30 protein-coding genes, 4 tRNA genes and 1 other annotated feature are annotated in these 26,828 nt (G+C 49.3%); of the genes, 12 read left to right on the top strand and 22 right to left on the bottom strand.

Going from position 1 to position 26,828, the window contains the following annotated elements; all coding sequences use genetic code 11:
- Positions 1–11 precede the first annotated feature (11 nt).
- The 7 genes from dnaB to tmk form a co-directional block, all read right to left on the bottom strand.
- Positions 12–1,415, bottom strand: coding sequence for a replicative DNA helicase (gene dnaB / locus VLE72_04325; GenBank protein HSX15095.1), 1,404 nt, complete (start codon positions 1,413–1,415; stop codon positions 12–14).
- On the bottom strand, positions 1,412–2,893 hold the full coding sequence (gene dnaX, locus VLE72_04320) for a DNA polymerase III subunit gamma/tau (GenBank protein ID HSX15094.1): 1,482 nt from the start codon (positions 2,891–2,893) through the stop codon (positions 1,412–1,414). The genes dnaB and dnaX overlap by 4 nt, the downstream gene beginning before the upstream one ends.
- Before the next feature lie 122 nt (positions 2,894–3,015).
- Positions 3,016–4,269, bottom strand: a complete 1,254-nt coding sequence (locus VLE72_04315; GenBank protein ID HSX15093.1) for a glycosyltransferase family 2 protein — start codon at positions 4,267–4,269, stop codon at positions 3,016–3,018.
- 75 nt (positions 4,270–4,344) lie between these two features.
- A complete protein-coding gene (locus tag VLE72_04310) occupies positions 4,345–4,857 on the bottom strand; it encodes a hypothetical protein (GenBank protein ID HSX15092.1) in 513 nt (170 codons plus the stop codon).
- A 73-nt stretch (positions 4,858–4,930) separates the two neighbouring features.
- The gene (rplL, locus tag VLE72_04305; protein HSX15091.1) at positions 4,931–5,380 is read right to left on the bottom strand and encodes a 50S ribosomal protein L7/L12; all 450 of its coding nucleotides are present in this window, start codon (positions 5,378–5,380) and stop codon (positions 4,931–4,933) included.
- Between the two features lies 1 nt (position 5,381).
- The gene (gene rplJ / locus VLE72_04300) at positions 5,382–5,915 is read right to left on the bottom strand and encodes a 50S ribosomal protein L10 (protein HSX15090.1); all 534 of its coding nucleotides are present in this window, start codon (positions 5,913–5,915) and stop codon (positions 5,382–5,384) included.
- 5 nt (positions 5,916–5,920) lie between these two features.
- Positions 5,921–6,041, bottom strand: a sequence feature (ribosomal protein L10 leader region).
- Positions 6,042–6,077: 36 nt separating this feature from the next.
- Entirely contained in the window at positions 6,078–6,713 is a 636-nt protein-coding gene (gene tmk / locus VLE72_04295; GenBank protein HSX15089.1) for a dTMP kinase, read from the bottom strand.
- Between the two features lie 193 nt (positions 6,714–6,906).
- Between tmk and VLE72_04290 the strand changes: the two genes are divergently transcribed.
- Genes VLE72_04290 through VLE72_04280 form a run of 3 tightly spaced genes read left to right on the top strand, consistent with a single transcriptional unit; the run spans position 6,907 to position 8,821 of the window.
- A complete protein-coding gene (locus VLE72_04290) occupies positions 6,907–7,815 on the top strand; it encodes a thymidylate synthase (protein HSX15088.1) in 909 nt (302 codons plus the stop codon).
- Positions 7,812–8,303, top strand: a complete 492-nt coding sequence (locus VLE72_04285; GenBank protein ID HSX15087.1) for a dihydrofolate reductase — start codon at positions 7,812–7,814, stop codon at positions 8,301–8,303. The genes VLE72_04290 and VLE72_04285 overlap by 4 nt, the downstream gene beginning before the upstream one ends.
- Positions 8,300–8,821: a hypothetical protein gene (locus VLE72_04280; GenBank protein ID HSX15086.1), complete on the top strand. Its 522-nt coding sequence runs from the start codon at positions 8,300–8,302 to the stop codon at positions 8,819–8,821. The genes VLE72_04285 and VLE72_04280 overlap by 4 nt, the downstream gene beginning before the upstream one ends.
- Here VLE72_04280 and VLE72_04275 read toward each other — a convergent pair.
- The 8 genes from VLE72_04275 to VLE72_04240 all read right to left on the bottom strand — a co-directional run bounded on the left by VLE72_04275 (position 8,818) and on the right by VLE72_04240 (position 14,989).
- On the bottom strand, positions 8,818–9,666 hold the full coding sequence (locus tag VLE72_04275; protein ID HSX15085.1) for a deaminase: 849 nt from the start codon (positions 9,664–9,666) through the stop codon (positions 8,818–8,820). The genes VLE72_04280 and VLE72_04275 overlap by 4 nt on opposite strands.
- Positions 9,666–10,271 carry an adenylyltransferase/cytidyltransferase family protein gene (locus tag VLE72_04270; GenBank protein ID HSX15084.1) on the bottom strand — a complete coding sequence of 202 codons (606 nt, stop codon included), beginning with the start codon at positions 10,269–10,271 and terminating at the stop codon, positions 9,666–9,668. The genes VLE72_04275 and VLE72_04270 overlap by 1 nt, the downstream gene beginning before the upstream one ends.
- A 44-nt stretch (positions 10,272–10,315) precedes the next feature.
- Entirely contained in the window at positions 10,316–11,029 is a 714-nt protein-coding gene (rplA, locus tag VLE72_04265; GenBank protein ID HSX15083.1) for a 50S ribosomal protein L1, read from the bottom strand.
- Between the two features lie 293 nt (positions 11,030–11,322).
- A complete protein-coding gene (gene rplK, locus VLE72_04260) occupies positions 11,323–11,751 on the bottom strand; it encodes a 50S ribosomal protein L11 (GenBank protein HSX15082.1) in 429 nt (142 codons plus the stop codon).
- A 9-nt stretch (positions 11,752–11,760) separates the two neighbouring features.
- Entirely contained in the window at positions 11,761–12,300 is a 540-nt protein-coding gene (gene nusG, locus VLE72_04255) for a transcription termination/antitermination protein NusG (protein ID HSX15081.1), read from the bottom strand.
- Positions 12,301–12,489: a preprotein translocase subunit SecE gene (secE, locus tag VLE72_04250; GenBank protein ID HSX15080.1), complete on the bottom strand. Its 189-nt coding sequence runs from the start codon at positions 12,487–12,489 to the stop codon at positions 12,301–12,303.
- Between the two features lie 67 nt (positions 12,490–12,556).
- Positions 12,557–13,975: a hypothetical protein gene (locus VLE72_04245; GenBank protein HSX15079.1), complete on the bottom strand. Its 1,419-nt coding sequence runs from the start codon at positions 13,973–13,975 to the stop codon at positions 12,557–12,559.
- A 114-nt stretch (positions 13,976–14,089) separates the two neighbouring features.
- Positions 14,090–14,989 carry an FAD-dependent oxidoreductase gene (locus VLE72_04240; GenBank protein ID HSX15078.1) on the bottom strand — a complete coding sequence of 300 codons (900 nt, stop codon included), beginning with the start codon at positions 14,987–14,989 and terminating at the stop codon, positions 14,090–14,092.
- A gap of 93 nt (positions 14,990–15,082) precedes the next feature.
- Between VLE72_04240 and VLE72_04235 the strand changes: the two genes are divergently transcribed.
- Positions 15,083–15,793: a hypothetical protein gene (locus VLE72_04235; protein ID HSX15077.1), complete on the top strand. Its 711-nt coding sequence runs from the start codon at positions 15,083–15,085 to the stop codon at positions 15,791–15,793.
- Here the strand turns inward: VLE72_04235 and VLE72_04230 are convergent.
- Together VLE72_04230 and VLE72_04225 are read right to left on the bottom strand one after the other, a co-directional pair.
- Positions 15,790–17,493, bottom strand: a complete 1,704-nt coding sequence (locus VLE72_04230; GenBank protein ID HSX15076.1) for an ATP-binding protein — start codon at positions 17,491–17,493, stop codon at positions 15,790–15,792. The two genes, VLE72_04235 and VLE72_04230, sit on opposite strands and share 4 nt — an antisense overlap.
- Before the next feature lie 58 nt (positions 17,494–17,551).
- A complete protein-coding gene (locus VLE72_04225; protein ID HSX15075.1) occupies positions 17,552–17,935 on the bottom strand; it encodes a hypothetical protein in 384 nt (127 codons plus the stop codon).
- A gap of 133 nt (positions 17,936–18,068) precedes the next feature.
- On the opposite strand from VLE72_04225, the gene aspS reads away from it, so the two are divergent.
- On the top strand, positions 18,069–19,379 hold the full coding sequence (gene aspS, locus VLE72_04220) for an aspartate--tRNA(Asn) ligase (protein HSX15074.1): 1,311 nt from the start codon (positions 18,069–18,071) through the stop codon (positions 19,377–19,379).
- Here the strand turns inward: aspS and VLE72_04215 are convergent.
- Positions 19,376–20,533: an FAD-dependent oxidoreductase gene (locus VLE72_04215; GenBank protein ID HSX15073.1), complete on the bottom strand. Its 1,158-nt coding sequence runs from the start codon at positions 20,531–20,533 to the stop codon at positions 19,376–19,378. The two genes, aspS and VLE72_04215, sit on opposite strands and share 4 nt — an antisense overlap.
- Before the next feature lie 131 nt (positions 20,534–20,664).
- On the opposite strand from VLE72_04215, the gene VLE72_04210 reads away from it, so the two are divergent.
- The 7 genes from VLE72_04210 (at position 20,665) to VLE72_04180 (ending at position 23,387) form a co-directional block, all read left to right on the top strand.
- Positions 20,665–20,740 (top strand) — tRNA-Thr (locus VLE72_04210).
- A gap of 15 nt (positions 20,741–20,755) precedes the next feature.
- Positions 20,756–20,842: transfer RNA gene (locus VLE72_04205), tRNA-Tyr, on the top strand.
- A gap of 1 nt (position 20,843) precedes the next feature.
- Positions 20,844–20,918, top strand: a tRNA-Thr gene (locus VLE72_04200).
- A gap of 128 nt (positions 20,919–21,046) precedes the next feature.
- Positions 21,047–21,208, top strand: coding sequence for a 50S ribosomal protein L33 (rpmG, locus tag VLE72_04195; protein HSX15072.1), 162 nt, complete (start codon positions 21,047–21,049; stop codon positions 21,206–21,208).
- A 44-nt stretch (positions 21,209–21,252) separates the two neighbouring features.
- Positions 21,253–21,329, top strand: a tRNA-Trp gene (locus VLE72_04190).
- Positions 21,330–21,538: 209 nt separating this feature from the next.
- Positions 21,539–21,862: a hypothetical protein gene (locus tag VLE72_04185; GenBank protein HSX15071.1), complete on the top strand. Its 324-nt coding sequence runs from the start codon at positions 21,539–21,541 to the stop codon at positions 21,860–21,862.
- A 190-nt stretch (positions 21,863–22,052) separates the two neighbouring features.
- Positions 22,053–23,387: a dockerin type I domain-containing protein gene (locus tag VLE72_04180; protein ID HSX15070.1), complete on the top strand. Its 1,335-nt coding sequence runs from the start codon at positions 22,053–22,055 to the stop codon at positions 23,385–23,387.
- Between the two features lie 10 nt (positions 23,388–23,397).
- On the opposite strand, the gene VLE72_04175 is transcribed toward VLE72_04180, so the two are convergent.
- Genes VLE72_04175 through VLE72_04160 form a run of 4 tightly spaced genes read right to left on the bottom strand, consistent with a single transcriptional unit; the run spans position 23,398 to position 26,783 of the window.
- Positions 23,398–24,054: a tetratricopeptide repeat protein gene (locus tag VLE72_04175; protein ID HSX15069.1), complete on the bottom strand. Its 657-nt coding sequence runs from the start codon at positions 24,052–24,054 to the stop codon at positions 23,398–23,400.
- Positions 24,051–24,899 (bottom strand): hypothetical protein, encoded by an 849-nt coding sequence (locus tag VLE72_04170; protein HSX15068.1) that lies wholly within the window; start codon positions 24,897–24,899, stop codon positions 24,051–24,053. Before VLE72_04170 ends, VLE72_04175 begins: the two co-directional genes overlap by 4 nt.
- Before the next feature lie 15 nt (positions 24,900–24,914).
- Positions 24,915–25,781 (bottom strand): RluA family pseudouridine synthase, encoded by an 867-nt coding sequence (locus VLE72_04165; protein ID HSX15067.1) that lies wholly within the window; start codon positions 25,779–25,781, stop codon positions 24,915–24,917.
- Entirely contained in the window at positions 25,782–26,783 is a 1,002-nt protein-coding gene (locus tag VLE72_04160) for a TrkA family potassium uptake protein (GenBank protein ID HSX15066.1), read from the bottom strand.
- Between the last annotated feature and the right edge of the window lie 45 nt (positions 26,784–26,828).

The raw sequence follows: 26,828 nt of genomic DNA, 5'->3' as shown, positions 1-26,828 counted from the left end.
AACTCCGCTGGTTAGCTGGGGGTCGGAGTCCGGGCTTTGTCGAGACTACGGAAGGCCAGCTGCTCGGGGTGCCAGAAGAGCTCCAACTGGCCGATCGGCCCATTGCGGTGCTTACGAATCAAGATGTCGGCTAGACCCAGGCGCTCGGTATCGCGGTTGTAGTAATCCTCGCGGTAGATGAAGAGCACCACATCGGCGTCTTGTTCGATTGAACCGGAGTCGCGCAAATCGGACAGCTGCGGGATTTGGGGGTTACGAGTTTCAACTACTCTCGAAAGCTGCGACAGAGCCAAAACCGGAATGTTAAGTTCGCGAGCCAAAGCCTTGAGCCCGCGCGAGATTTCGGAGACTTCTTGAACACGGTTGTCGCCGGAGGCGTTAGAGCGCCCACTGACTAATTGCAGATAGTCGACTACGATCAAACCCAGATCATGTTCACTTTGAAGCCGGCGGGCTTTGGTGCGCATTTCCATAACATTGGTCATAGCCGAATCATCGATGAAGATTGGGGCCTCCGAGAGCACTGCCATGGCGTGATTGATCTTCGGAAAGTCGCTGTCTTCAAGATTACCGGTCCGCAACTTCCAGGCGTCAATGCCGGATTCACTGGCAATTAAGCGATCAATTAATTGTTCTTTACTCATCTCTAGCGAAAACAATCCCACCGGCACGCCTTCTTTGACGGCCACATGCTGAGCCATGTTTAGGGCCAGCGAAGTTTTGCCCATACTGGGTCGAGCCGCCAGCACAATCAAATCGGATTTTTGTAAGCCCGCCAAAACGTTGTCTAGCGCCCGAAAGCCGGTCGGAATACCGCGCAGTTTGTTTTTATCTTTGTGTAAATCATCCAAGCGATCAAAACTTTGGGCCAGCACCGAACCAATCCCGATGAAGTTTTGTTTTAAGTGTTTTTGCGAGACTTCAAACAGTTTTTGCTCGGCCTGGTCCAGTAAGGCATCCAGCGGCTCATCTTCTTTGTAGCCGAAGCCGGTAATTTCGCTGGCGGCCGAAATCAAACGCCTGAGCGTGGCTTTATGAGCCACAATGCCCGCGTAATTAGCCACATGAGCCGCCGAGGGCACAGTGTTGATCAGATCAGTTAGGTAGCTAGTGCCGCCAACGCGCTCTAGCTCCCCGGCTCCTTCGAGCTTATTTGAGAGCGTTAGGAGATCGAGCGGCTGCCGAGCTTCATAGAGATCCATAATGGCCGTAAATATCAAAGCGTTGTTGTCAGAATAAAAATCGTCGGGGGTGACTAGGTCGGCAATTTTAATAATGGCTTCTTTATCAATTAAAATGGCACCAATCAAGCTGGCTTCGGCCTCAATGTTGTGGGGTGGGATTTTGCCGCTGCGTTCGGCTCGCACAATTTCGCTGATCGAAGCCATGGCCGGCGCTTTTTTAGCTGCACTCATTCGACCACCTCACCACCCAAGATTTCCAGGGCCGAACTAATTAGCTCCTCGCTAGACTCAGTTGATTTAGCCGGCGGCGCCTGATTAGCTAGGTGTGCGACCAAGGGAATTTCGCGCCCAAAGGCCTGCTTGATGCCAGCTTCAATAATGGCTAAATTTTTTGGCTCCATTAAGCGGTCGCGGTGGAAACTAAAGCGCGAGATTAATTCAATGCCAGTTTCGGTTTGTTTGGTATCGCAGGAGCACAGTAAGGCGTAGAGCGAGTTATTGTGAGCTTTAACTTCAGCTAAGGCCTTCATCCAGCGCACGTCGAAGTCATTTTGGTTAGGGCTTGGGGTCGGTGCTGCAGCCTCAGGCGTCGGCCGAGGTTCCGGTTCGATGGCCTTGGGTGGTTTAGGTTCGGCAGCGGCGGGGCTAGCTAGAGGTTCAGCGGCGGCCTTGGCGGGAGCAGCTATTGGTTCGGTGACGGCGGGTGGACTGGTTTGCGAATAGCGGGCAATGGCTGTTTCTAAGGCGTATTGGGGCAGAGCCGATTTGGTGGCAGCAATCAGGCTTTCCATTAAGGCTAGGAGCTGGCCGGCTGGTTGACCTTCGGAGAGCTTGCGCCTGAGATCGGCCCGCACCACACTAATGAGCTGGTTAATCACCTGACTGGGTTGGGCCCCATTATCGTAGAGTTGATCGATCTGGCCTAAGACGGCCGCCATTTGGCCATCGATAATGGCTTGGTAGAGCCAGGTGATTTCTTCGTCGTTACCCCAACCCAAGAGTTGACGAACGTCGTCGGCGGTGACTTCGCCGCCCAGGGCTGAGACTTGATCCAGTAAACTTAAAGCATCACGGATGCTGCCACCACTGGCGGAAGCGATCATGGCTAGAGCCTCTGGCGTGACCCCAATTTGTTCGCGGGTGGCGACCATGGTGATGTGGGCGTTGATGTCGGCGACTTCGATTTGGTGCAAATTGAAGCGTTGGGTTCTGGATATAATCGTAGCTGGTAATTTATGGGCTTCGGTAGTGGCCATAATGAAGACGGCATGGGCCGGTGGCTCCTCCAGGGTTTTGAGCAAGGCGTTAAAAGCCGCATCGGTTAACATGTGGACCTCATCGATAATGTAGACCTTATATTGGCCTAGGCTCGGCGCCAGGTTGATTTTTTCTTTTAAATCCCGGATTTCATCAATGCCGCGGTTGCTGGCGGCATCGATTTCAATAATATCGAGGTTACCATTGAGGGCAGCCGTACAGTTATTACAAGTGTTACAGGGCTTTTCGCCATCGCTCAAACAGTTCAGGCTGCGGGCCAGGATCCTAGCTACACTGGTTTTACCGACGCCGCGCTGCCCAGTCAGTAAATAGGCATGACTAATCCGCCCAGCAGCAATAGCACTCTTGAGTGTCATAACTACATGCGGCTGACCAACCACCTCGTCGAAAGTGGTGGAGCGATACTTGCGATAGAGTGCAAGTTCGGACAAGTCTACCCTCTCCCCTTATCTTAGCTCCTATTATACCCTTGCCCGCCAAGCTTTGCCCAGTTGATAAGCGGTGGAAAAGTTACTTTCGCTATAGTCAGCCTGTTTATTGAGCGCAAGCTATTTTAACCCAAACGTGTAGCTCTACTTTGAGGTATAAATTGGTTACCCCTCGGCATCTCAGTTATCCCGGTACGCTGCTTTCGTACTCTAGCTCGCTTTCGGCTAGGTTTATCGCGCAGCCGGATTATTCCAATATTGCGCGATTGTACGGCCATAACCGTGTATCTATAAATGCCCAACGGGACGATTAGCATTACTTGGGTTAATGCATAGAAAGGAAATAAAAAAAATAACCAAGATCGGTTTTTCCATCTGAAGGCAAACAATAAAATCCAATACACCACAATGACTGCGGGAATTAACCTATAAAACCTTATAGCATCATACCACCTGATTGCTACTAACCCGTAGACAACGACCGTAAAGTACAGGAAATAAAAAGGATGGCGCCATGTATATTTATATCCATTAATGATCGAGTGTCTGAAGCCCCCGCCAGCCCAAGCCATTCTCTGTCTAAACCAAGCAGCAAATGTTGACGGGGCATCAGTGAAAAACTCAAAGGCCAGATGACCAACCCTATAATGTAATAATTTTGCCAGCTTCCCTACTTCTATGTCTCCACCACTAAAAAAAAGTGAATGGTGTTGCATGATGTCGCGGATAACTTTCGTTTTTGCGACCATACATGCTCCAGAGGTGAGCCACGGATATACGCGACGAGCGTCCATGGCGAATTGATATTCTATAGCTTGAAGTTTTTCTGTTAGAGTAGTGGGTTTAGCCACAAGCACTCGAACTGAAGCAATGTCGTAGTTTTTCTCGTCCATCAATCCCACTAGCCGATACAAACTATCGTTTGACTCCGTGTCACCATCTAGGAAGATACAAAATTTTGTTTTTACAACAACAAAGCTGTTTGCAATTATTTCATCTCTGGCATCAGTTGTAATGCGGGAGTTAGAAAGGGTTTTTGTAAATAGCTTCCAAGGGTTTGGCTTGACTCTGCCGTTTGTTTTACGGATTGAAGATCGATGTATTCTAAAACCGAAGTCCCTCGCAATTTGATTGATTTCACGATTAAACTCATTAGACTCTTGATTTGTAGAGCAGAGCAGTACTCTTTTGCCATAGTTCTGCAGGAATTTTATATTTTTTAAGTACCTGAGGTCTCCAAAGATTGGAATCAGAATTGTAAAGTCATCATTGAACGCGGTTTCCTCGTCAATACATGTCGGATTAATTAATGACGCAACCGACAATGTTAGGAAGTCGAAAAGCGTTAAAAATATCGCAATTAGGTGATACTTTGACATAAAAAACGCCCTAGGGCAGACGTCATTCTAGTTATGTTTTATTAAATAGTCAACGTGCAAAAAGATTAGAAGAACTTACAACGCGGCTTCGATGGCGGCCCAGTCGGCTTCGCCCTCTTGGGGTACTACGATTGTGACTTGATCGCCAGGTTGGGCGCGGAAGTAGCTGACGCTAGCAAACAGCACACGGTAGGGCTTGCCTTGGGCTTCGACGGTGTATTGGCCGTCCTTTAGTTGCAGAGTACCTATAATTTTTTTCCGCTCGATTGGGCCGATTTGCTTATAAATAAACGAGCCATCATCGGAAATAGTTAATTTCAAAATGTCGCCTTGGACTAACTTGGATTTAGAGGCGTAATTGGCGGGCACCGGATAAACTTTCTCGTCCGGACCATGCATGTTTTGACCATCAAAAGTGCCCTCAATGACCTTACCAGCGGTTGATTCGCTAGGCACAATTGGCGAAACCGCCGTTTTTTCATCACCAACTAGACTAGCCAATAGTTCCTTGGCGCCAGCCAGATTGGTTTCGGCGGTTTCGATTAGTTTCTTTAGAGTTTTTAGCTGCTTATCGCTAAGTTCTGCCACGTTTTGGCCTTTGTTTTACAATTCCCAATTCTTGCAACCATGCTAACACTTAGCTCTCAGGTTTGGAAGGCTTTTATTGCAGCTCGACGCTAGCGCCAGCGGCTTCTAGAGTGGTTTTGGCCTCATCGGCCTCAGCCTTAGGCACGTTTTCTTTGATCGGTTTAGGTGCGCCATCAACCAAGGCTTTGCTCTCGGCTAGGCCCAGACCGGTGATTTCGCGCACGGCCTTAATGACGTTGATCTTTTGATCACCAGCGGCACTAAGTACAATCGTAAAGGCCGTCTTTTCTTCAGCGGCCTCACCGGCATCCGCGCCAGCAGCCGCCGGAGCAGCCATGGCCGCAGCCGGAGCCGCAGCGCTAACGCCAAAGTGGTCTTCCAGGGTATGAACTAGTTCGCTCAGTTCTAAAACGCTGAGTTTTTCGATAGTTTCAACTAGATCCTTAAACTTCTTCGGCACCTCGGTTTTCTTGTCTGCTTTTACTTCAGGTTCTTTTGCTTCTGCTTTAGCTTCATCAGCCATCTTATTTCTCCTCTAAATTACTAATTGCATTTAATACATTAACGATTGATCTAACATTTGCCCCAAGTACTCCCACTAAACCACTGAGTGGGGCGGCAATGGTGCCAACCACTTGGCCCAGTAACTGATCGCGGCTGGGCATTTGAGCTAGAGCCTTGACCTCAGCGGCACTGAGCAAGCGACCATCGGGTGTTAGCGCTCCCACAATTTCTAGCGCCTCATGCGTTTTGGCGAACTGGAAGATAACTCGAGCTGGTGCCACCTCATCATCAAAACCAATGGCTAGCGCCATCGGGCCACTGAAACTAGCCGGATCAATGCTCTTGAGGGTGGGGCTAGCGGCCGCAGCCAAGCGCAGCAGAGTGTTCTTGGTCACACGGTAGCTAATGCCCTCTGCACTCAGGGCCTGGCGCAGCTCTTTGATTTCGGCCACACTAAGTCCTCGGTAGTCAGTTAAGACGGCCAGCTTAAAGCGGCTCAGATCACTAGAGAGTTGCTCAACAACCGCTTCTTTTTCGGCTCTGGTTATAGCCACTAGGTTCTCCCAATTAAAAAACTTTGGCATCAGCCAAAGACAAGTTAAAAACAATAATTGTTTTCGCCTCGGTAGCAGATTAAGTCTTACGACGGCTACGGTCTTCGGTGATCCAATGAATAATAGCGAATATGGGGTTAAATGTCAACGACCCGAGAGGATTTAGACCCCCTCGGGTCGCACTAGAAACTTTTCCGCTATCGGGCGGACGTTTTGCCAAATGCACTCGTGTACGCTCTCAACCGAGCTATCGGCATCGATCACCGGCAAAGAGTAATCGCGGGCCAGTTGAGCGTAACCAGCGTTGACCCGACTATGGAAATCATTTGATAAACGCTCAAAGTGATCTTTGACTCCACGGCTGCCTCTGCGCTCAAGCAAAACTTCTAGCGAGCAGCTCAGCACCATGATTAAGTCGGGTTCGACGCCATCAGTGGCGTATCGACAGATGGTCTCGAGCTCCGCAATGTCCAAGCCCCGGCCATAACCCTGCATAGCCAGAGTTGAAAGGTAACAGCGATCCGCTATTACCCAAACATTTTCCATCAACTTCTGCCGAACAATCGATATGCCTTGAGCCCTGGCGGCGTTAAACAACAGTACCTCGGCCTTGTCATTAACTTCGGTAGAACGGTTTAACAACAAGTCTCTGACTTGGTATCCAATTGGCGTCTGCCCTGGCTCCATGAAACCAATGGCTTTGACTCCAAACGTTGCCAGCCGCTGACGCAAAACTCGGGCTTGGGTCGTCTTCCCGACGCCCTCACCGCCTTCTAAGACAATATAGCGTCCGGGCATGGGATCACCCCCTGGTAGGATCGAAACCACCCTCGTTTCGGGGTAAGAATAACATCAAATATTATTTAGAGCAATCATTAGTCTTGATTCATGGTTTTGAACAAATTTACAAATGATCAGATAGTTTGCTAGGATGAGGTCAGCTTTTTAGGGGGACGTCCTCTTAAAGCGTACCTACGACCAAGAGGATAACATGCCCGACTATCTCCCGTACGAGGATCGCCTGCCCGATAGTCAGTACCGGAATTTGCTTGAGCGCATCATGCGCGAAGGCGAAGATGCCGAGCAAACTCGGCAGGGTGTACCGGCCAGAACGTTGTTTGATCTGCATATGCGCTTTGATCTGCGCAACGGCTTTCCGGTCATTCCCGATCGCAGCCTGGGTCCAAAAAAGAGTTGGAATAAAGGCATTGGTGAGCTCTGTGGCTTCATGAACGGTGCCCAGACGGTCGATGAATTGGCGGATTTCGGCGCCGACTGGTGGCATGCTTGGACCGATCCAGACAAGTGTGCCCTATTCGGCTTTGAGCCGGGCGTTATCGGACCAGCTAGTTATGGCCCGGCCATGACTGCCTTCCCGACCCTCGATGGCTCATTGTTCGATCAGATCGAGAACATCGTTGATCAAATCATCAGGCTTCCGCATGATCGTATCCATCGGATTGCCATTTGGATGCCGAAGGAAAACTCCCGGCTGGTGCATGGCTACCAAAAGACGACCATTGCGCCCTGCCACGGCGACGTCTTTATCCATATCCTGAAGGGTCGCATCCACCTTGGCATGCGGCAGAGGTCATGCGACACTCCGGTCGGTGGTCCTCACAACATGGCTCAATATGCCGCTCTAGTTTTAATGCTGGAGCACCTGACTGGCTTCGAGGCCGGTGTGTTCTACCACAGTATTTGGAACGCGCACATTTACGCCGACCAATTCGACAATGTCGAGGAGTTGCTGGTGCGTGAACCGCGTCGATTGCCGACAGTTCGACTAGGTGATGCTGGGCTAAAGGCAACTTGCCTAAAGGATTTCCGGCGAGAGCACTTTGAGCTCAGCGATTACGATCCGCATCCAGCTATGAACGACATCCCGGTGTCGACATGATCGAGATCGTGGCGGCCATCGGCCGTAACAATGTCATCGGCAATCGCGGAAAGTTGCCTTGGCAGGGCCAGATTCCGGCTGACATGCAGCACTTTCGTGAGCTGACGACTGGTCATCCAGTCGTGATGGGTCGAAAAACCTGGGAGTCATTGCCGGAACGGTTCCGGCCACTGCCAGGGCGCCGCAATTACGTGCTGACCCGCAGTGGCGCCATCGATGGAGCCGAAGTAGCCAGCTTGGACACCTTAGCTGAAATGGCTTCTAGCCCATACAGCTGCTTTGTGATTGGTGGCGCTGAGATCTACCACTTGGCGATGCCAATGGCTAGCGCCTTGCACCTAACGCTTGTCCACAAAGAGTTTGCTGGCGATACCTACTTTCCACTCTACAGCGTTGAAGATTGGAAACTGGAAAACCTCCAAACCCACCCAGCTGATGACGACAACAAATACACTTGCACATTCGTGACCATGCGGAGGAAGCCGTGATAGCCCACAACGACGTTGGCGGACCGCTCTACTACTTGCCAAATGCTCGTTCTCAGGCTCAGCACGACGAAATGGTTGAACTAGAAAAGGCTGGCATTTGCATCTTCTGTCCTGAAAGCTGGACGGACTCACCTGAACCCGAGGTTTTACTGGAATACCCAGGGGGGGTTTCATTCAAGAAGAAGATTTTGTCTAAATCGGACTGCTGGGCCCTACTGGTGAACGAGTACCCATACGCCGGAGCTTTGCAGCACGTCATGTTGGTCCCCAGGCAGCATGCCAATGCCATGCACGAGCTCTCAGTGCCCGCTCAACGCAACTTCTGGACCATCTTGGATCAGGCCGTGACCGAATGTGGCCTATCTTACTACGTTTTAGGGGTTAGAAACGGCCACCCCCGCTTTACCGGTGCCACCATCCAGCACCTGCACATCCAGCTGGTGGTCAGCGACCCAAAGTGCGAGCCCGTCAAGTTCTACATGGGCTCAGCCCAGCGTTCCAGCCCTCCGTCTGCCTAGTGCGGACGGGGGGTTTTTGTTTCCACCTGAATTAATTCAACTCTGGCGGCGGCCAGAACATCCTCGGCATCAAGCAGGGAATAACCAGTTTGGTAGTAAACTTTACTAATTCCAGCAGCAGCGATAAGTTTGGCGCAAACCGGGCAAGGAAATGTAGTAACGTACATAGAGGCCCCCTTGGTGGCTAGCCCGCGCTTGGCCGCTTCAGCGATGACGGCTGTCTCGGAATGTAAGATTTTCGATAGTTCAAAACTTTGGCCGGCATCAAAATTACTGCGTGGGTCGCCGAAGGCGCCAAAGGTGTAATCACCAGCCAACGGCGGTCGATTGTGGGCAACCAGCGGTGGCACGCTTTTAATTACAAGGGCAGACCCAACCTGCCGCCACCAATCTGGACTTTTATGAACTTCTTGTTGAGCCAGCGCGATTAAGTCTCGGTCGAGTTTTTCTACGCTTACTTTACGTTTAGGATCAACAACCTGTTTCGATAAACTAGCCGGCATATCCCAGCGCAGAAACACGGGTACTAATGCGACCTTAGCTTTACTCAGGTAGCGCTCCGCAAAACGACGGTTGACATCTTCATCGGGCAGGATGAAGTCGCTGTCTATTAATGCTTTAAGAGATTTAGGATCGTCTAAGACCTGTACACTTTTCATTAACTCCAGGCTTTGGATCATTGTGGCAACACCTTTAGGATCCATCGCTCGTATATCACGATCTAGGCGTGGGCTTTCATGCACCAATTCCTGGCCTAAAACTAGCAAATCACCTGGGTATTTGACTAAAAAGTTGATGTAGCCTTGGTGCAGTGCGGGAATGTAGGAGACAACGATGCGAGCCATTAGGCCCGTCTAATTTTGTCGATAAAGTCTTTAGTCAGTGTATTAATCTCAGTTGCTAGCTGCTCGGCGCCCTCGATGGTTAGATCTCGAATTCGGGCGGTGGTCGAAGTGGTTGATTGAGGTTTAAGGGTAATAATCTTACCACAACTATTGCCGTAGTCTTTGATCATTTGGGCCGTAAAGTCCTTGGTGCTGGATGATGTTACTAGCACATCTGGTTTGACGAGACGAATGAGGTCACCAATTCCCTGTTCGCTCTTGCGCAGGGCAATGACGTCAACGTGCCGCAAGTGGCTAAGCATTTCAATGCGTTCACGCTCCGGTACTATAGGCCTATTAGAGCCTTTGCGTTGCCTAGTCAACTCGTCCGAATCGATACCGACAATCAAAATATCACCATAGGATTTGGCTAGCTCCAAGTACCGAGCATGACCTTCGTGTAATAAATCATAGACCCCTTGTGTCAAAACAACCTTTAGACCGACAACTTTGAAGGCCCGCACAACTTCATCAAGACGCTTGAGGTTAGGAATGAACCGGTCGTCTGAATTTCGCCCCGGTACAAAAACTCCACGATTGCTTTTGGTACTAACACTGTTAGCCATCGCTTTGATTATAGCAAACCTATCCCCTATCTAGGCAAGTTCGATTACTTAACTTGGTTGGCGGCGGCAAGAGCTTGAGTATGATTCAAATGAATGCCCGGCCCCATGGTGGTAGTTAGGGTCATGCGCTTAACGAACGTACCCTTGGCGGCGGCCGGTTTGGCATCCATGAGTGCGTTGATCAGGGTCAGGATGTTGGTCTCCAAATCAGCAGGCTTAAAGCTAACTTTACCGACGGCCGTGTGAATGATGGCTTGCTTATCGATTCTAAATTCCACCCGACCGGCCTTTGATTGGCTAACAGCTTCAGCCACATTGTTAGTGACAGTGCCGCTCTTGGGGTTGGGCATCAGACCTTTGGGGCCAAGAACCTTGGCTAGTTTGCCGATTTTGGTCATGACCTGTGGGGTAGCGACCAAAACGTCGAAGTCGATTTGGCCTTTTTCAATTAAGGCAATTAAGTCATCTTCCCCAACTAAATCGGCCCCAGCCTTTTTGGCTTCAGCCTGTTTTTCTGTAGGCGCAATCACCGCCACCCGCTGGGTTTTGCCGGTTCCAGCCGGCAGAACCACGGTGGCTCGAACCATTTGATCGGCCTGCTTGGGGTCAACGCCAAGGTTAATGTGGAGCTCAACGCTAGCATCAAATTTGGCAGTCGAGGTCTTTTGGGCCAGTGCGATGGCTTCAGCCAAATCATAGGCTTGTTCCGCATCAATCAGCTTAGCGGCCTCACGATACTTTTTACCATGTGCCTTCATCGGGTTAGCTTTTGGCGCTACCTTGGGTTTTGGCTCATCAGCCTTATCCTGAGCTTTCTCTTTGCGCTCAGTTTCAGCTTCAGCCTCACGAACCGACTTGGCCGATTTGGGGCCAGCTTTCTTGGCCGGCGTTTTTTTGGCAACCGGCTTGGCTTCTACTTCTTCTTTTGAACCTGCAGATTCGTCATCAGTCTTTTTGGAATCAATATCAGCTTCAGTGGCTTTCTTGGCCATATAGTTCTCCTCGTGGTGCTAACGTCGCTTACGGCGGACTCCCACAATATTAATTGAATTTAGCTCTCAACCTCGATGCCCATACTGCGGGCAGTACCGGCCACAATCTTCTTGGCGGCTTCAATATCGTTGGCATTCAAATCTGGTAGCTTAGCTTGAGCAATGCTTTCAACTTGAGCGGCACTAAGCGTTGCGACTTTCGTTTTATTGGGCACACCAGAGCCCTTTTCGACGCCGGCAGCGGCTCGAATAAGACCAGAGGTGGCCGGGGTCTTAGTCTTAAAGCTAAAAGTTCGATCCTCATAGACTACCATCTCAACTGGGATCATGACATCGCCTAGCTCCTTGGTGGCTTCATTAAATGGATTGATGAAATCCATCATGTTTAAGCCGTGCTGGCCCATCGAAGAACCAACTGGCGGTGCCGGTGTGGCCTTGCCCGCCGGAACTCGGAATTTGATTTTGGCTTTAATTACTTTGGTTGCCATAATAGTTGCCTAAAGTTTCTTGACCTGCAGGCTGTCTAGTTCAACCGGAGTTTCACGACCGAACATATTAACCAGCACTTTAATTTTACCTTTGTTCTCGTCAATTTCGTTAACGACGCCGTCGAAGCCCTTGAAAGGCCCATCGGTGATATTAACTGATTCACCGGCAGTAAAGTCAATTTTATACTTCGGCTCCTCGACGCCCATGCGCTTTTGAATATGACGAATTTCGGGTTCTGAGAGCGGCGTTGGAGTAGTGCCACTACCGACAAAGCCGGTGACATTGGGCGTATTACGAACGACGTACCAAGAATCTTCAGTCACATCCATTTGAACCAGAACATAGCCGGGGAAAATCCGGCGCTCCACGATGCGGCGGCGGCCGTTTTTAATTTCGATCTGATTTTCTTTAGGGACAATGACATCAAAGATCTTATCGCTCATATCGAGTGTCTCGATACGTTGACGCAGGTTATCGGCCACCCGATCCTCATAGCCCGAGTAGGTGTGAATGGCGTACCAGTCTTTAGTTGTATTAGTCTGAGTCATTTAGCCCTTCAAGATAACTTTCTGCAAAATGGTTGTAAAAATATAGTCAACCGCTCCGATGAAGCTTGCCACCAGTAACGAAAAAACCACTACCACTGCCGTCAGGCGCATGGCTTGTTGCCGATTCGGCCAATCAACTTTGGCCAGCTCGGCTCGAGATTCCCGTAAATATGTCATTAATCGATTCATCACAAGGCAATTTTAAAAAGCCTGTCGGCTTTCTTGATTAAAACTATAGCAAAAAGACGGGCATGCGTCAATAAATAGTGTTGGATAATCGTACCAGGAGTGGAGTTGGGTCGACTCGAAGCCGCCATAGGGCCCAACTGGCGCCCGCGGCCACAATTAGCCACCAGGTGATCGTTATGGCAATCCCCCAGGGGTGGATCGGTTTTGGTTTACGACCAGCTCGAAAAGCAGCGGTTTCGGCATCACCAAAAGCGATGTAGGTGACATTGCGATATTGTTTGACCCAGTGGTCTAGAATTAGGCCGAGCAGCCAAAAACTAGCTAGCCAACTCAAACCAAATAGCACCATAACTTGTAAATAATAGGGGTGGTGTCCAAGTTTCAACCAGTCGTGTAAGACCAGTACGACCACGCCAACGCTGGCAAAGACTGCCAAGGTTATGAAACTAAGCCAAATCAAGCTGGCGGCTAGTGTAACGTAGCAGCGTCTAGCTAGGCCCAAGCCGATCGCAAAAGCTGATCGCAGGGACTGAGCGCTCAAAATAATTAAGTAGGCGGTCATGATTAACGCGGCTGAGAGGTAGAGGCCCCACAAGACCCAGACAAAACTAGCCGCTACCCCCAGGCCCGAGATAATGTTTGAATTGAGCGACCAATGTGACAGGTAATAAATGACGCCGGCAAGACTACCTAGCCATAGAGCCATAGCGCCGATGGCCGCAAGCACCACAATTAAGACGGATCCCAGCGCATTCCAACCCATTTTAAGGGCTAAGCGATGACTAATGGGGCGATGATCATACAGCCTAGAGGTGGCAACTATGGCGGATGTCCGAAGCCAGAGTAAAGTGATGAACAGCCCGAATAAGGCAATTAGAGTTGCCGGTGAGTAGCTGACAATTAGATATTTAGCTCTAGGCGATAAACCGGCTAGGTAAGCCAAGAAGGTGCCTGGAGTGGCCGAGTGGCTTTGGTGCACCAGGAGCAATAGAGAGCTGGCCTTTAGGGCTAGCACCAAGCCAATAGCTAGGTTCGAGGTGGTAACCACAATCGAACCATGAATGCGTTTGGCCTCCCGCAGCTTTGTGGTTGAGTGAACTGCTGTCGCCTTAGGGTGAGACTTGGACTTTGATTCGGCCTTAACCTTAGTTTCAGCTTCGTCTTTAGGGGCAAGGTCTTTCTTATGGTGGTGAGGCGTAGCTATTACTTTCGCAGGAGTTGGTGGCTTTTCCGGCTTGGGAGTCGGTTTGGGCGGACTCTTAATATCGCTCATTACCCGAGCTGATTTCGGGCCGGTAACGATGGTTGGTGATTGAGTTTGAGAGGCAGGCTTGACTAAGACTTTCTTGAGCTGGAGATCAACCGCCGCTTGAGCTTCATCTGCTCCAGCCGGCTTAACAGTTGGTTGGGGGTGGCCGCAATTAACGCAAAAACTCTGCCCCTTGATGGTTACAATATTGGTTGAAGCGCAATACGGGCAAACCATTAGCACTATTTAAGCACATTTATCCCGTTATTTCGATCTGATTAAGCCGTTATCCACAGTTAGTTCGGGTAATCAAATGCTAAGTTGTTGATGTAATTTGTAGGAATGCCCAAATTAGTCAGGCGGTGGTTTTTCCGCCCTAGCAACTGCCCCAGCCGCAAAAATCGTTTTAACATTGGTCTGCCCGCGGGCATCAGTGGGAATGCCTTTTTCACTAAAATTAACATTGGCTTTTACCAAATCTAGTCCCAGATTTGGTTGCCAACCATAGGCCAGCACAATTACCTCAGCCGCTACAGCTGATACAGCTAGTCCTCCGTGGTAATTTACTTTAACTGCTTTTTGGAGTTTTTCGACACTCCCAATTCCATCAACTTTGATAATATTGACACCGGAACTTCTAACTTTAGCGGCGTCCAAAGCATCGGTTTTTTGATCACTTGGCATTAAAACTGAGACCCGACAGCCCAGCCGGGCGGCGGCCGTAGCTAGCCCTAGACCCATTGGGTCGCTGCCTAAAACTACTAGCCTAGATGGCAATTTGGTTAGGTCTTTAAAATTTACCAAGGTGTAATAACGAACCGAATTCAACCCATCGATCTCGGGTATTATCGGACTCACACCGGTCGCAACCACGAAGGCTTTGGATTCGTGGAGCACATTTCTGATTGAAATTGCATTCAGACTCGCAAAGACCGCGGGGCCAGACAAGATTGTAACTCCGCTGGACTGGAGTCGACCTTTGGTATCGAGGCGCTGAGCCTGGTTTGAGAGCTCAAGGCGCAACCAACTCATTACTTCGGCTGACTCTATACTCTGAGATTGGGCTCGTTCCAAACTGACAAGTACCAGTTCAGCCAGAGTTAACTGACCGCCCAACCAACCATCATCGACAATGGCCACCCTTTGTTTTGCGGAAAACTTGAGGGCTTGTTCGACTCCAACGGATCCGGCGCCAATAATGCAAACGTCGAAGCGATTTGGGTTGGTCGGATGTTTTAACTTAGAAAACATTTAGTCGAAGTCTATTCATAGTTACAGCTTAAGCAGGCCCTAATTTAAGCCTAACAGCTTTACTGATGGCTGACTACGGCCTAAAATGAACCTGTGACGCTACTGCACATCTATCCAATCAATGCAGCCTACATTCTGGGTGGCACCGTATTAGTGGCCCTGGTAATTTGGGGGGTTAGTAGTTATCGCAAAGTCCCAGCCCCAATCACAAAATATTTTATTCTCAGTGGCATAGGTGGAGCCGTCTTTTTTTACGCCAACTCTATCCCCTATCTCTTTACCGAAAATTTGAATGCCCTTAGGCTAGCCACAAATATTGGTGATATCGGCTATTACGGCCTGGTTTTAGTGCTGGCCCGTATTATTTGGTACATCGGTTTCTACAAGCGATTTAACTTTCTTTGGCTATTTCTGCCGACTTTGGCTCTATCCTTAGTCGTCTATTGTTTGTACGTCATAAACATCTGGAATACCACTGTAGTGCTCGAGAACGGGGCTCTGACCTATAGCTGGCCGACCCTAGCCCTCCGGCTTGATGCTCTGCTGTCGATAGTGTTTGTGGTGGCGTCCTTTTATATTTATTCGCTGTCTCGGGCCAGTCGCAGCTTAATGGGTAAACTGCGAAGTTTTGGCCTTGCCACCATTGTTCTCTCGGGTGGTGTGAGTGGGCTCTACAACACTTTGGTCTTACGCGGGCAAAATAACTCACCGACAGTTTACGGCGTCTACATTGTGGTTTTTAGCTTCTTTTTCGGCACTGTGCTATTGGGCCGCCGGCACCGTACCCCTACTAATCCTACTTAATCGAAGAATTTAGAGGTGGTGGCTTTAACCACACTACGATGGTCTTCGCTAGCATCTTTGATGGCAGGCACCCACAAGCTAAAAACTGAGCCGCGATTCAGCTGGGAGGTAAATGATAGCTTGGCGCCCAGGCGTTCAGCTAGCTTCTTGGTGATATAGAGACCCAATCCGGTGCCATTGGTTTTGCGAGTCCGATAATCTTCTGAACGGTAAAATTTGGTAAAGAGTTTTTTTCGATCAGTGACACTAATCCCAATGCCGGTGTCAGCCACGCTAAAAACCACGCCGCTAGCGTCTTCGCCTGGTTCGGCCGAAAGTGTAATGGTGCCTTTTTCGGTGTATTTGAGGGCGTTGGTAATCAAATTCTGTAAGATTTCATGAACCAAATTTGGACTCGACAAGATCGGTTTTAGTTTTGATTTGATATGGCTTTTGATGACCAGCCCCTTGGTGTGAGCTTCGGCTTGATAATCATTAACTAGTTGCTCAATTAGCTGATCGGGCTCGATCGATTCAATCTCAATCTTTAAGCGTCCCTGCTCGGCTTTAGATAGGGTTGATAGATCTTTAATCAACTGTCCCAGAAAAATAATGTTTTGGTGGGCTTGGTCGAGCAAGGTCAGGGCTTTTGCGTCAATGTGGGCGAAGTTGGGCAATAGCGCAGTTGAGAGATTAGCTTCAGCGATGGCTACGGGAGTTCTTAGTTCATGCGAAGTTACCGAAATAAATTCATCGCGTTCTTGGTCAAGCGACTTTTGCTTGGTGATGTCGCGTAGCAGTAAAATATAGCCTAGATCGCCAGTGTTGGTGCCTCGGATAGGTGCGACGCTCAAATCCAGGTTGACCGAAGAGCCATCGGCTAGCCTTAGAATTAGGTCGGTCCGCTTGAGCACGCTAGGATGGCCCATAATGGATTCAAACGGTACAGTCTGCCCCTTATCATCTTCGAGTTGGACTAATTGGGCAATCTTCGCACCGCTGAGCTGTTGATTGGTGTTAAGTAAATCTAAAGCCGCGCCATTGTAGACGGTGATTTGACCAACATTATCAATTGCCAAAACCGGATCGGCCAAGCTATTTATTAGAGTCACCATGCGCTCACGTTCGGCTTCTATTTCGTGATTAGCTCTAGCTAGTAAACTACGTTCATTGCGATCAACCCGGGTTAATCTTTCGGCCAGCACCGCTAGCGCGACTAATGCAAAGATCATGATGGCTAAGTTGGTCGCAAGGTTCAGCGACAGAACCTTGGGCTGCCAGATTGCCATAAAAGTAAGCGCCATGATTTGCCAGCCTAAGACCAGCGCAATACCACGTCCCCCATACCAATAGGCCGATGAAATAATCGTAAAAACCAGAAACAGAACGTAGGGGCTATGGATGCCGCCCGACAAATACAGCAAAACCGCAATCAAAAGATTATCGAGCACTAGAGTGGTAATTCTTGAGGCAAATAACTTCGAGCGCATCAGTCGCGAATAGCGTAAGCTATTAAATACAACAGCAGCCATGGTGGCTGCTAGCAAATATTTGTATTGAGGCTGGCTGGGTGGAAAAGTTAAAATTACAATGGCGATGGCGATCCAGCGCACATTGCGGGTCACAGTCTCATAATAAGTTTCTTTATTAGCCAGTTGAGCCTGACTGCTACTTCTCACCATCTTGGTATTAGCATAGCCGCTATCAGGGTATTTAGGCAAACAAAAAACCTCAATTGAGGCTTGAATGAGCACATGGGCTGGCCGGCCCGGGCCGAGGCTATTGCCTCAGTCCCGGAACCGGCTGCACCGAGGGTCCGCAAATGTCGCGGTTGAACGTAAGACGGAATTCGTCTTGAACCATCTCGGTAGTCAAAACGGGGCCGCCGTTGGCCGCTTCAACCCGCGCAAGGCGTTTGCGACACAGCTGGCTGTAGCGGTGATTGGCGGATCTGGCGTCGCGGCGAATGCACTCCTGCTCGGAGTAGAGCCAGCGGACCAACGTGCCCGCGCTCAGGACGGCCAAGGTCCAAAACGCCAGCCCAACCGGAAAGCTGGGGCTGTGATCGAAGGTCGAAGCTGTCGACCAAAGCATCAGGGCTCCCACCGCAACGATGGTGTTGCCGATGCCACGTCCAAAACGGCGCTTGCATTCTGTGTGCACGATGACTCCTGTGACTCGATGCTCCCGCTGGGTCTTTCCCAACAGATAAAGACTAGTATAGCACAGGAGTGTGGTATTGTCAATTGCCATAAGCATTACGACATTAGTCAAATTGCTTTATAATAACTCCATTATGCGTGTACTAGCTCGAGACGTTTCTAAACATGGCGATAAGCAGATTATGGTGCAGGGCTGGCTACACAAAAAGCGAGCCATGGGTGGTATTATGTTCGTGATTGTTCGTGATCGTAGCGGTTTAGTGCAAGCCGTGATTCACGACGTAAAAGAACAAGCTAAGTTGGATGGCATGCAAATTGGTACGGTTCTAGAACTTACTGGAAGCGTCAAATCGGATGATCGAGCCATGAATGGAGCCGAACTCCAGGACCCAAAAATTACGATCTTAGTGCCAGTCACAGAGGTTCCGCCCATTGAAATCGATAAACCGCTCAGCCATGCATCAGACAATCTTGAAACCCTATTTGAGTACCGCCCGATCGGCTTACGCAACACCCACGAAGCCGCTATTTTCAAAGTCAGGGCGGCTGTTGCTAAGGCCATTCGAGACTATTTTTACCAAAACGATTTCACCGAAATTCATACTCCCAAATTGCTGGCTGCTGCCACCGAAGGTGGAGCCGACGTTTTTAAAATCGACTACTTTGGCCGAGAAGCCACCCTGGCCCAGAGCCCTCAATTCTACAAGCAGATGATGGTCGGCGTCTATGAACGGGTTTTTGAGATTGCTCCAGTCTATCGGGCGGAACCAAGCGCCACTACCCGCCACATGACGGAATACACTTCAGTTGATGGCGAAATGGGCTTTATGGACATCGGTGATTTAGAAGCTTTTTTAAGTGGTCTAATGAACTTTGTGGTTGATGAGGTTTGGGACAAGTCTAAGACTGAATTGGACTTACTGAAAGCGCAGAAACCGGTCTTACCCAAACAAATTCCCGCTATGACCATGGCGGACATTCACGAGCACTACACTAAAGCTACTGGCACCAAAACAATTGGCGAAAAAGATTTGCGTCCCGATGAAGAGCGCTGGATTTGCGATTTTGCTCGCGAGCACCTCAAAAGCGATGCCATTTACGTGACCGATTGGCCGGCTAGCGATATGAAATTTTACCATAAAGCCCAAGCTACTAATCCGAAGCTAGCGGATCGAATAGATTTACTCTTAGGAGGCGTCGAAATTGTAACGGGCTCCACACGAGAGAATAATTATGATCAATTGGTTAAGCAGCTCAAGACCATGGCGGGAGGTGACCCGAAAAATCCCGGCTTTAAGTATTTCCTGATGGCTATGCAGGCTGGCATGCCAGCTCACGCTGGTTTTGGTTTGGGCTTGGACCGCTTGACCGAAAAGTTGCTTGGTCTGGCTAACGTTAAAGAAGCCACCCTCTTCCCCCGTGACATGAATCGTCTGACCCCTTAGTGGGAGCAGACCTCGCAGTTTTCTTCGCGCTTGGTGCCATAGACCCATGATTTGATAGCTAGTCTGCTCGGAAGTACATGGCTAAATATTGACCAGTCTAACCACCGCCGGGCCAACCAACCCGGGTAGCCCCAAAAAACCCGTAAGCGTCCCGAAACGATGCACCAGCGACCACCAATCGGAATGGCTCCAATCGGCTTTGGCGGTTTGTAGGTCGGGTTGCGCCCGGCAATGACTTTGCTAATAAAATTAGCGTCATAAATAGCGGTTTGGGCCCAGCCAGATTCTGGTGTGTCAGCACTATCACCGATCACAAAGACATTTTTGGCTGCCCTTAGTTTATTATCAACGACTACTCGCCCACCTTTTTTGGATAACTTAAATACGTCGGGATTATCGGTAAAAAACGGGTTACCGGTCACTCCAGCTGTCCAGATAACGGTGTGAGTTTTAATACTTCCCTCGGGCAGTTGCAGGTCATTAGCGGTTTCGGCTCGAACAGCTGTGTTGGTAAAGACTTTGACTCCAATAGCCTTCAAACGTTTGGTCGCCCGGCGCGAGACTTCTTCCGTTAGCGACGGCAATACCCTCGGAGCCGCTTCGACCAATGACACGTTGAATGACCTTTCAACCATATGCCTTTTACGAATGCGCTTTAAATAGGCCACCATTTCCCCGGCTAGCTCAACGCCACTAGGCCCAGCGCCGACAACGACGTAATTCAAATCGACATCTCCTGACACCAAGGCGTGATGCAGGTGATTACGCAGGCGCAGGGCGTCATCGACGGTTTTGAGGCTGTAGGAATATTCAGCTAGGCCCTCGATGCCAAAATAGGCGGTTACATTGCCAGGAGCCAAGACTGCTACGTCATAACTATAACTGCGGCCGCTTTGTCCGATGATAACTTTGGCTTTTACATCGATGGTTTTGGCGCTGTCTTCGACCACATCGACTGGCTTACGACCAAAAATACGGCTAAGCGGGACAGAAACTTCAAGAACGGAACGGCCCGTTAACGTGCGGTAAAGTGCGGCGTGGTACTCGAAACAGGGACGATTAGCCATTAAAATAACCTGATTACCCGAACGTTTACTTAAACTTAAGGCAGCTCTGACGCCGGCAAAACCACCGCCAACTACGACAATTTTCATATTGTAAGCTTAACAATATTCACAAGCGCATACTATGACAAAATAAGTTGATTAGTGGGTTCATTAACTGGTTGATAAAGCTATTGTTTGATGTTACTATTACTTGGTTCAGCCGACGCCGGAAACGATGCGCCGACGTAGCTCAATTGGTAGAGCAACGGTTTTGTAAACCGTAGGTTGGGGGTTCGATTCCTCTCGTCGGCTCCAGTTTACACATCACATGCCGGGTTACCCAAGCGGCCAACGGGGGCTGACTGTAAATCAGCTGGCTTTATGCCTTCGGGAGTTCGAATCTCTCACCCGGCACCAGGCCCAAGTAGCTCAGTGGTAGAGCACTTCCATGGTAAGGAAGGGGTCGCGAGTTCAATCCTCGCCTTGGGCTCCAGCTCGTTTTGGGCTTCAGCTTACACCAGCCCTGCCTGGTTCCAGCTTACGCCGCAAAGCCTCGCTCTCCGCACCACAAACAGCTCCTTGGTTTGTGTCGCGGTAAGAAATTCAACAGGAGAAAGTAATATGCCAAAACGAAATCGTCCATTCATCCAGCTAAGAAGCGATGAGGACCCCACAACCGTATATACGACCTCAAAGAATCCGAAGAATTCTCCGGATCGATTGGTGCTAAACAAGTATTCCAAGAAGCTCCAAAAGGTCGTAGAGTTCAAAGAGTCCAAGTAAGAGCTAGTGATACAATTGGGCTTAAGCTAATCACTAGCCCACAGAGGGGTGTAGCTCAGTTGGCTAGAGCGTCGGTCTCCAAAACCGAAGGCCGCGGGTTCGAATCCTGCCACCCCTGCCAAGAAATGTTGCTGACTATTGTCGGCGATATTTCTTGATATGAAAAGTAGGATGAGAACCCGACTGGTTCGACTAGATCGCTTACAACCCTTAAGATTAATAGCGAGCAGCTAGGGTTGGCGAAGCCAAGCCCGTATCCTGCCACCCCTGCCAGAATCGGGAGCACGACAAATCGTCGCGCTTCAGTACTGGCAAATCGAGGAGGATAATTTGAAGCTCTGGAATAAATTCCTGGTTGTTAGGCGCGACGGCACGGTGCCTGATTGGCCATACTTGGTCTTAGGCGCCAGGGATCCAGCCACTCCGGTGGCAATTCGTGCGCTGGCTGCAGAAAGTCGCCTTCTGGGTATGGATCCAGAGTACTGCGATGATCTCCTCGGCCTAGCCGATGACTTCGGGCAGTACAGGCAAGAGCATGGCGACGGTGACCCCGATGCAGGCCCGCATCGCCCAGATGACCCGGCCGTTGTGTCGCGATTCAAACGAGGTACCGACCGGCGATCAATCCGCGAGTTTGGCCAACCCCCCGACTGAACAGTCGGCACCATACACCTTGCGGTTTGCGAAAACGTTTCCACTTCGGTGGTCAACTCGCAAACTGCAAGGTGTTTTCGTATCGTATATTAGTTATGACTTCTATTAGAATGCTCTGCCAATTTATTCATTATGCATAACGCTTAAGCTCGGTTTATAATGTTTGCGATACCATAACGCGAATCGCAGAGTGGAGTTATTAGGTTTGGACGAGCAAAACGATAATAAACTGAGGCACTCACTGCCGTTTAGTAAGACGTTACTAGCTATTTTGATACTGTTGACGGCGGGGTTTGGGGCAGCCTTGCTTAGGACTACATTAGCCCAGACCGGTCCGAGTGGCCAGATTCCGTCCGACAATCCCAGCAAAGGTTTAGTTTATACTGGTTTACGAAAAGGCCCAGCTAACGGCAAATGTAAAAGTCTTTATGAGTTGCCTCAAAATAACCCGACTGAGAGCCTGACTTGCACTCATGGCCCGGATCCAGCTCCACCTGGTGTTGATGTGACTAAGCCGCGCAGCGAAGCACAACTCAGAGCCGGGGTATCGGCCGATACCACCCCACCAACAGGCACGGTTATTACGGCTGGCAATGGTTCTATTTTGTGTGATGGCGACGGCGTTAGCGGCAACCGCGTTCAAGCTATTTACGCAGTGGCCTCCGATAAAACTGACCGTTACGCCACGATTGCGCCAATGATTCAAACCTGGGCCGCTGAGGTCGATGGTGTATTCTTTGATTCAGCCGCCAAGACCGGCGGGGTTCGGCATGTCCGCTGGGTTACAGATCCATCCTGCAACTTGGTCGTCGCCCATGTCGTATTGCCACCGACCGCAGACGATTCATTTAACAGCGAGAAAAGCGCTTTGATCGGTCTGGGATATAACCTGACCACCCGAAAATACTTGGTCTGGACTGATGCCAATATTCTCTGTGGCATAGCCAACTTATCAGTTGACACCAACCCAGCCCAAACCAACTCCAATAATGGTGGCAATACCAGTGTACTGTTTGCCAGAGTCGACCAAGGTTGTTGGGGCCTAGGAACCGGGCCTGGCAGCCATATGAGCGAAGCTCATGAACTCAGCCATCTTTTAGGCGCTGTTCAGCCAGCAGCACCTCATGGTACCCCTGGCGGGCATTGCACAGATGAATCTGACACCATGTGTTACGACGATGGTACGTTAAAAACTGGCCAAGTCCTTACTTTCCCGTGTGATAACACCCAGGAACATTTATTAGATTGTAATGATGATGATTACTTTAACACTTCACCTGCTGCAGGCTCATATTTAGCTAACAACTGGGATATAAGCAACAATTCTTTCTTGATAAGTAGTAGTTCTGGTCCACCTAAGGTTGGCGATATTAATGGCGATGGTCAGGTGAACATATTTGATTTAAGTGTTCTCGCCAGTAATTATGGTTCTAATTCGGCTACGGCAGCACAAGGTGATCTAAACGGTGACCTAAGGGTCAATATATTTGATCTATCGATCTTGGCCGCTCATTGGGGAACTTAGCTTCGCTCTATTAGCTTACGGTAGTACCAGCCAAGCGTTTGGCTTTGGCATCAGTCGGATCAATTTCTAATATTCTTTGATAAGTTTCAACGGCTTTTTCACGATCATGGTTCTTAGTGTAAGCCTCAGCCAATAAACTTAGAGTCTTCTTGGATGACTCTAGGTCACTGGCTCGCTCTAGCGCCGATATGGCCTTTGAGGAGTTGGATACCTTGGTGTAAGCCCTAGCCAAAGTGACGAAGCGAGCGGCAGTTGGCTCAAACATTATTGATTTTTCGATGGCCGAGATGGCTTTGATGGCGTTATCATTTTCGAAATAAGCTAGTCCCAGATTATACCAGCCAGCGGCGCTCGGTTTTAACTGAGCTGCTATCTGGAAGCATTCAATGGCGTCGGGATAATTCTTCAGCGCCACATAGATCATGCCAAGGCGGTTGTAAGCGTGCTGATCCTTGTGATTAAGCTTTAAGACTTTGAGGTAGGCCTTCTCGGCCGCCAAATACTGCCGCTCGCCATAGAGACGATTGGCATAAGTTTCAAAATGAGCCAGCTGGGGCGATTTTTGGCTGTGCGTAACAGCTTTGGCCGCTACTGGCCGCTGCAAGTCTCTAATTGCCCTGGTTAGGATGATCACCGCCACTACGAAAAATAGCAGTTCGATCATCATAGCTCGATCGCCATGGCCTCCAATACACTACGCGCCCCAACGTTGGCCCTGATTCTAGCTTGAGCCTTTTCGATGCTAATTATCGAACCTAAAGAGGCTGGGCTTCGACTAACTTTTTTGGCTAATATTTCTATGATGGCTTGATAGTTATCGGCCATTATTGGACTAGTTAGCATTGTTAGGCGCTGGTACAGGGAGGCGGATAAAAAGTTGTTAGCAGCATCATAGAGACTTTGGCGCTCCTTCTTGGTTTCATCATCGCTGGCAAGCATCATAGCCTCACCAACTGTCGCTGGATTCAGTGCTAAAACGGCATCTGCGCTAACTTGTGAAAATTTGGTCCCTAATAAAGTCGCAATATCGGAGCGGCGGGCTGGTAAGAAATGGATGATCTGGCAGCGTGATCTAATCGTGGGTAACAACTGATCGATTTCGGTGGCTTTGATGATAATAATGGTGCTCTCTGGTGGTTCCTCTAAGGTTTTAAGTAATCGATTCTGGGCCTCTGGTGTAATGCCAGAATCACTATCTATCACCACTACCCGAGTAGTGGCTTCCGTCATTGGTCGGCTGGAAAGGGCCTGCTGCAAGGTTTGGACTTGCTCAATGCCAAGCCGTTTATCTCCTCCGGTAACTTCAATTAAATCGGGAAAGCTAGTAGCCTCAATGTTTCGACAAATTGCACAATTGTCGTCTCCGCCCTGCAAACAGTTGAGTTTTTTGGCTAAACTAATCGCTGCTTGACCGCGGCCATTGCCACTAGCACCACTAAAAATATAAGAGCCTGAGCCGCGATCAATAGCCGCCAACTGGCGTTTGGTTATGGGGTGATAAATTAATTCCACGCCCCTATTATATGCTCAACCTAGAGTTCTAAGGTAGTCTTTTAATTCCTTGGGCAGTGGGCTACTCACTTCTACCCACTTATTAGTCGGGGATCTAAATTCAAGTTTGGTAGCGTGTAAGAATTGCCTAGCTAAGCTCTGGTTGGGGTGGCCATATACTTTATCACCCACAATTGGATGTCCAATAGCGGCAAAGTGGACTCGTAACTGGTGAGTTCGACCGGTGGCGGGCCAAGCTCGGACCAATGTAGAATTCGAATAGACTTTGGCAACTTTATAGCTAGTCATAGCCGCTTTGCCAGCGGGATGGATTTTCCGCCTAGAACCACTATCAGCCGCAATCGGCAAGCTAATCTCAGCCACCGGTTTATCTAAATGTCCTTCTACCAAAGCGAGATATTCTTTTTTTACCAAATGTTTGCGGAAAGCTGCTTGCATAGCGGTTTTACCGACCTGCGATTTAGCGATAATGATTAATCCTGATGTATCGCGGTCCAAACGATGGACAATTCCGGGTCTAAGCTCATCTTTGTCAGTTGTATCATGCCTAATCAGGTCGGCAACAGTGATATCATTTGCTTGCGTCGAGGTTGGGTGGACTAATAGTCCAGCGGGCTTATCGACTACCATCACGGCCTCATCTTGGTATAAAACTTTTAGCTTACTCGAACTAGGCACAATTTTTAAGTTATTAGTCGGATGATACCTTAGTAAACTATTCAACTTGAGCATTGCACCGGCTTTAACAGCCTGATTATCAACGGTAATTTGATGCGATTTGATTAACTGTGACGCCTGATTGCGGCTAAGACCGAGCCAGGCCATCGCAACCACATCCAATCTATGTCCGGCTTCACTGACACCAACTCGGTGGCGTTTCATTTAGCGAATCAGGGCCGAAGCCTCGGTCAGATCTTTCTTTGCTCCCAGCAGAATTAAGCGATCCCCAGGGTAAATTACTTCGCTACCCGATGGCCGAACAATGCTTGAGCCATCGGAGCCGTTAATCGCAATAACCGTCGCACCATTAGAGCCTTCGACCAAAAATTTATGCTCAGCCAAGCGATGGCCGGCCAGTTCAGATTTATCGCCGACTATCATCTCTTCAACCTGTAAGTCTTTATTGCTGCCGTTGGTGTTGATGACATCCAGATAATCAACCACATTAGGCCTGAGCACCATGGAAGCCATGTGGTAACCACCAATTTGATAAGGTAGGGCAACTCGATCGGCTCCAGCTCGTTTTAATTTAAGTTCGCTTTCTTGGCGATTGGCTCTAGCTACGACGTAAACTTTGCCATTAAGTGATTTTGCTGCGAGCGTCACGAACAAGTTTAGTGAATCCTCGCCTAGGCTTGCGACCAACCCCTTAGCTCTTGAAATTCCAGCATCAAGCAATGTCCCCTCAGCGCTACTGTCGGCGCAAAAGGCCAAATAGCCAGATTCGAGAGCTTCATCGACTCTTTCTTGGTCTTTATCTATGCCAACGAAGGCGATGCCCTCAATAGCCATTTCGCGGGCGACTTGGGAGCCAACGCGTCCCAGACCGCAGACTATATAATGCCCTTTGAGTTTATCAATTTTTGCTTTCACATGTCGCTTTCGTACATTTCCACCTATTCCAATCATATATTCGGCAAACCACTTAAGCAAATAAGCAATGATGACGAGGCTGGCAATAATTAAAAAAATTAATAGCGTTTTGCCTTGCCAGGTCGCAACATCGCCATGCGGATAATGCGTTAACAGCACTAGTAAGGTGGTGTAGAGAGATAGAGCATAATTGTAATGCTCAAAGCGAGCGAAACCAAAAGTACCGACCGCCACCAGTAGAATGGAGAGTACCGAAATTCTCAGCAATGTTCGATTGCCGCGTTTGCTCACCCCTATATTATATACTGCTTATGTTCCTGATTCGACAGTGAAGCT

The organism is Candidatus Saccharimonadales bacterium (assembly GCA_035480635.1).
In the GTDB taxonomy this organism is placed as follows: Bacteria; Patescibacteriota; Saccharimonadia; order UBA4664; family DATIHN01; genus DATIHN01.
Note: the sequence above shows the minus strand (reverse complement) of the source record. Positions and strands in the feature narration are given on the sequence as shown.

Excerpts from the sequence above, each read along its gene's own strand:
- dnaB (HSX15095.1), bottom strand. The coding sequence starts at position 1,415 with ATGAGTGCAGCTAAAAAAGCGCCGGCCATGGCTTCGATCAGCGAAATT.
- VLE72_04315 (HSX15093.1), bottom strand. The coding sequence starts at position 4,269 with ATGTCAAAGTATCACCTAATTGCGATATTTTTAACGCTTTTCGACTTC.
- rplL (HSX15091.1), bottom strand. The coding sequence starts at position 5,380 with ATGGCTGATGAAGCTAAAGCAGAAGCAAAAGAACCTGAAGTAAAAGCA.
- tmk (HSX15089.1), bottom strand. The coding sequence starts at position 6,713 with ATGCCCGGACGCTATATTGTCTTAGAAGGCGGTGAGGGCGTCGGGAAG.
- VLE72_04290 (HSX15088.1), top strand. The coding sequence starts at position 6,907 with ATGCCCGACTATCTCCCGTACGAGGATCGCCTGCCCGATAGTCAGTAC.
- VLE72_04285 (HSX15087.1), top strand. The coding sequence starts at position 7,812 with ATGATCGAGATCGTGGCGGCCATCGGCCGTAACAATGTCATCGGCAAT.
- VLE72_04275 (HSX15085.1), bottom strand. The coding sequence starts at position 9,666 with ATGGCTCGCATCGTTGTCTCCTACATTCCCGCACTGCACCAAGGCTAC.
- VLE72_04270 (HSX15084.1), bottom strand. The coding sequence starts at position 10,271 with ATGGCTAACAGTGTTAGTACCAAAAGCAATCGTGGAGTTTTTGTACCG.
- rplA (HSX15083.1), bottom strand. The coding sequence starts at position 11,029 with ATGAAGGCACATGGTAAAAAGTATCGTGAGGCCGCTAAGCTGATTGAT.
- rplK (HSX15082.1), bottom strand. The coding sequence starts at position 11,751 with ATGGCAACCAAAGTAATTAAAGCCAAAATCAAATTCCGAGTTCCGGCG.
- nusG (HSX15081.1), bottom strand. The coding sequence starts at position 12,300 with ATGACTCAGACTAATACAACTAAAGACTGGTACGCCATTCACACCTAC.
- secE (HSX15080.1), bottom strand. The coding sequence starts at position 12,489 with ATGAATCGATTAATGACATATTTACGGGAATCTCGAGCCGAGCTGGCC.
- VLE72_04245 (HSX15079.1), bottom strand. The coding sequence starts at position 13,975 with ATGGTTTGCCCGTATTGCGCTTCAACCAATATTGTAACCATCAAGGGG.
- VLE72_04240 (HSX15078.1), bottom strand. The coding sequence starts at position 14,989 with ATGTTTTCTAAGTTAAAACATCCGACCAACCCAAATCGCTTCGACGTT.
- aspS (HSX15074.1), top strand. The coding sequence starts at position 18,069 with ATGCGTGTACTAGCTCGAGACGTTTCTAAACATGGCGATAAGCAGATT.
- VLE72_04215 (HSX15073.1), bottom strand. The coding sequence starts at position 20,533 with ATGAAAATTGTCGTAGTTGGCGGTGGTTTTGCCGGCGTCAGAGCTGCC.
- rpmG (HSX15072.1), top strand. The coding sequence starts at position 21,047 with ATGCCAAAACGAAATCGTCCATTCATCCAGCTAAGAAGCGATGAGGAC.
- VLE72_04175 (HSX15069.1), bottom strand. The coding sequence starts at position 24,054 with ATGATGATCGAACTGCTATTTTTCGTAGTGGCGGTGATCATCCTAACC.
- VLE72_04165 (HSX15067.1), bottom strand. The coding sequence starts at position 25,781 with ATGAAACGCCACCGAGTTGGTGTCAGTGAAGCCGGACATAGATTGGAT.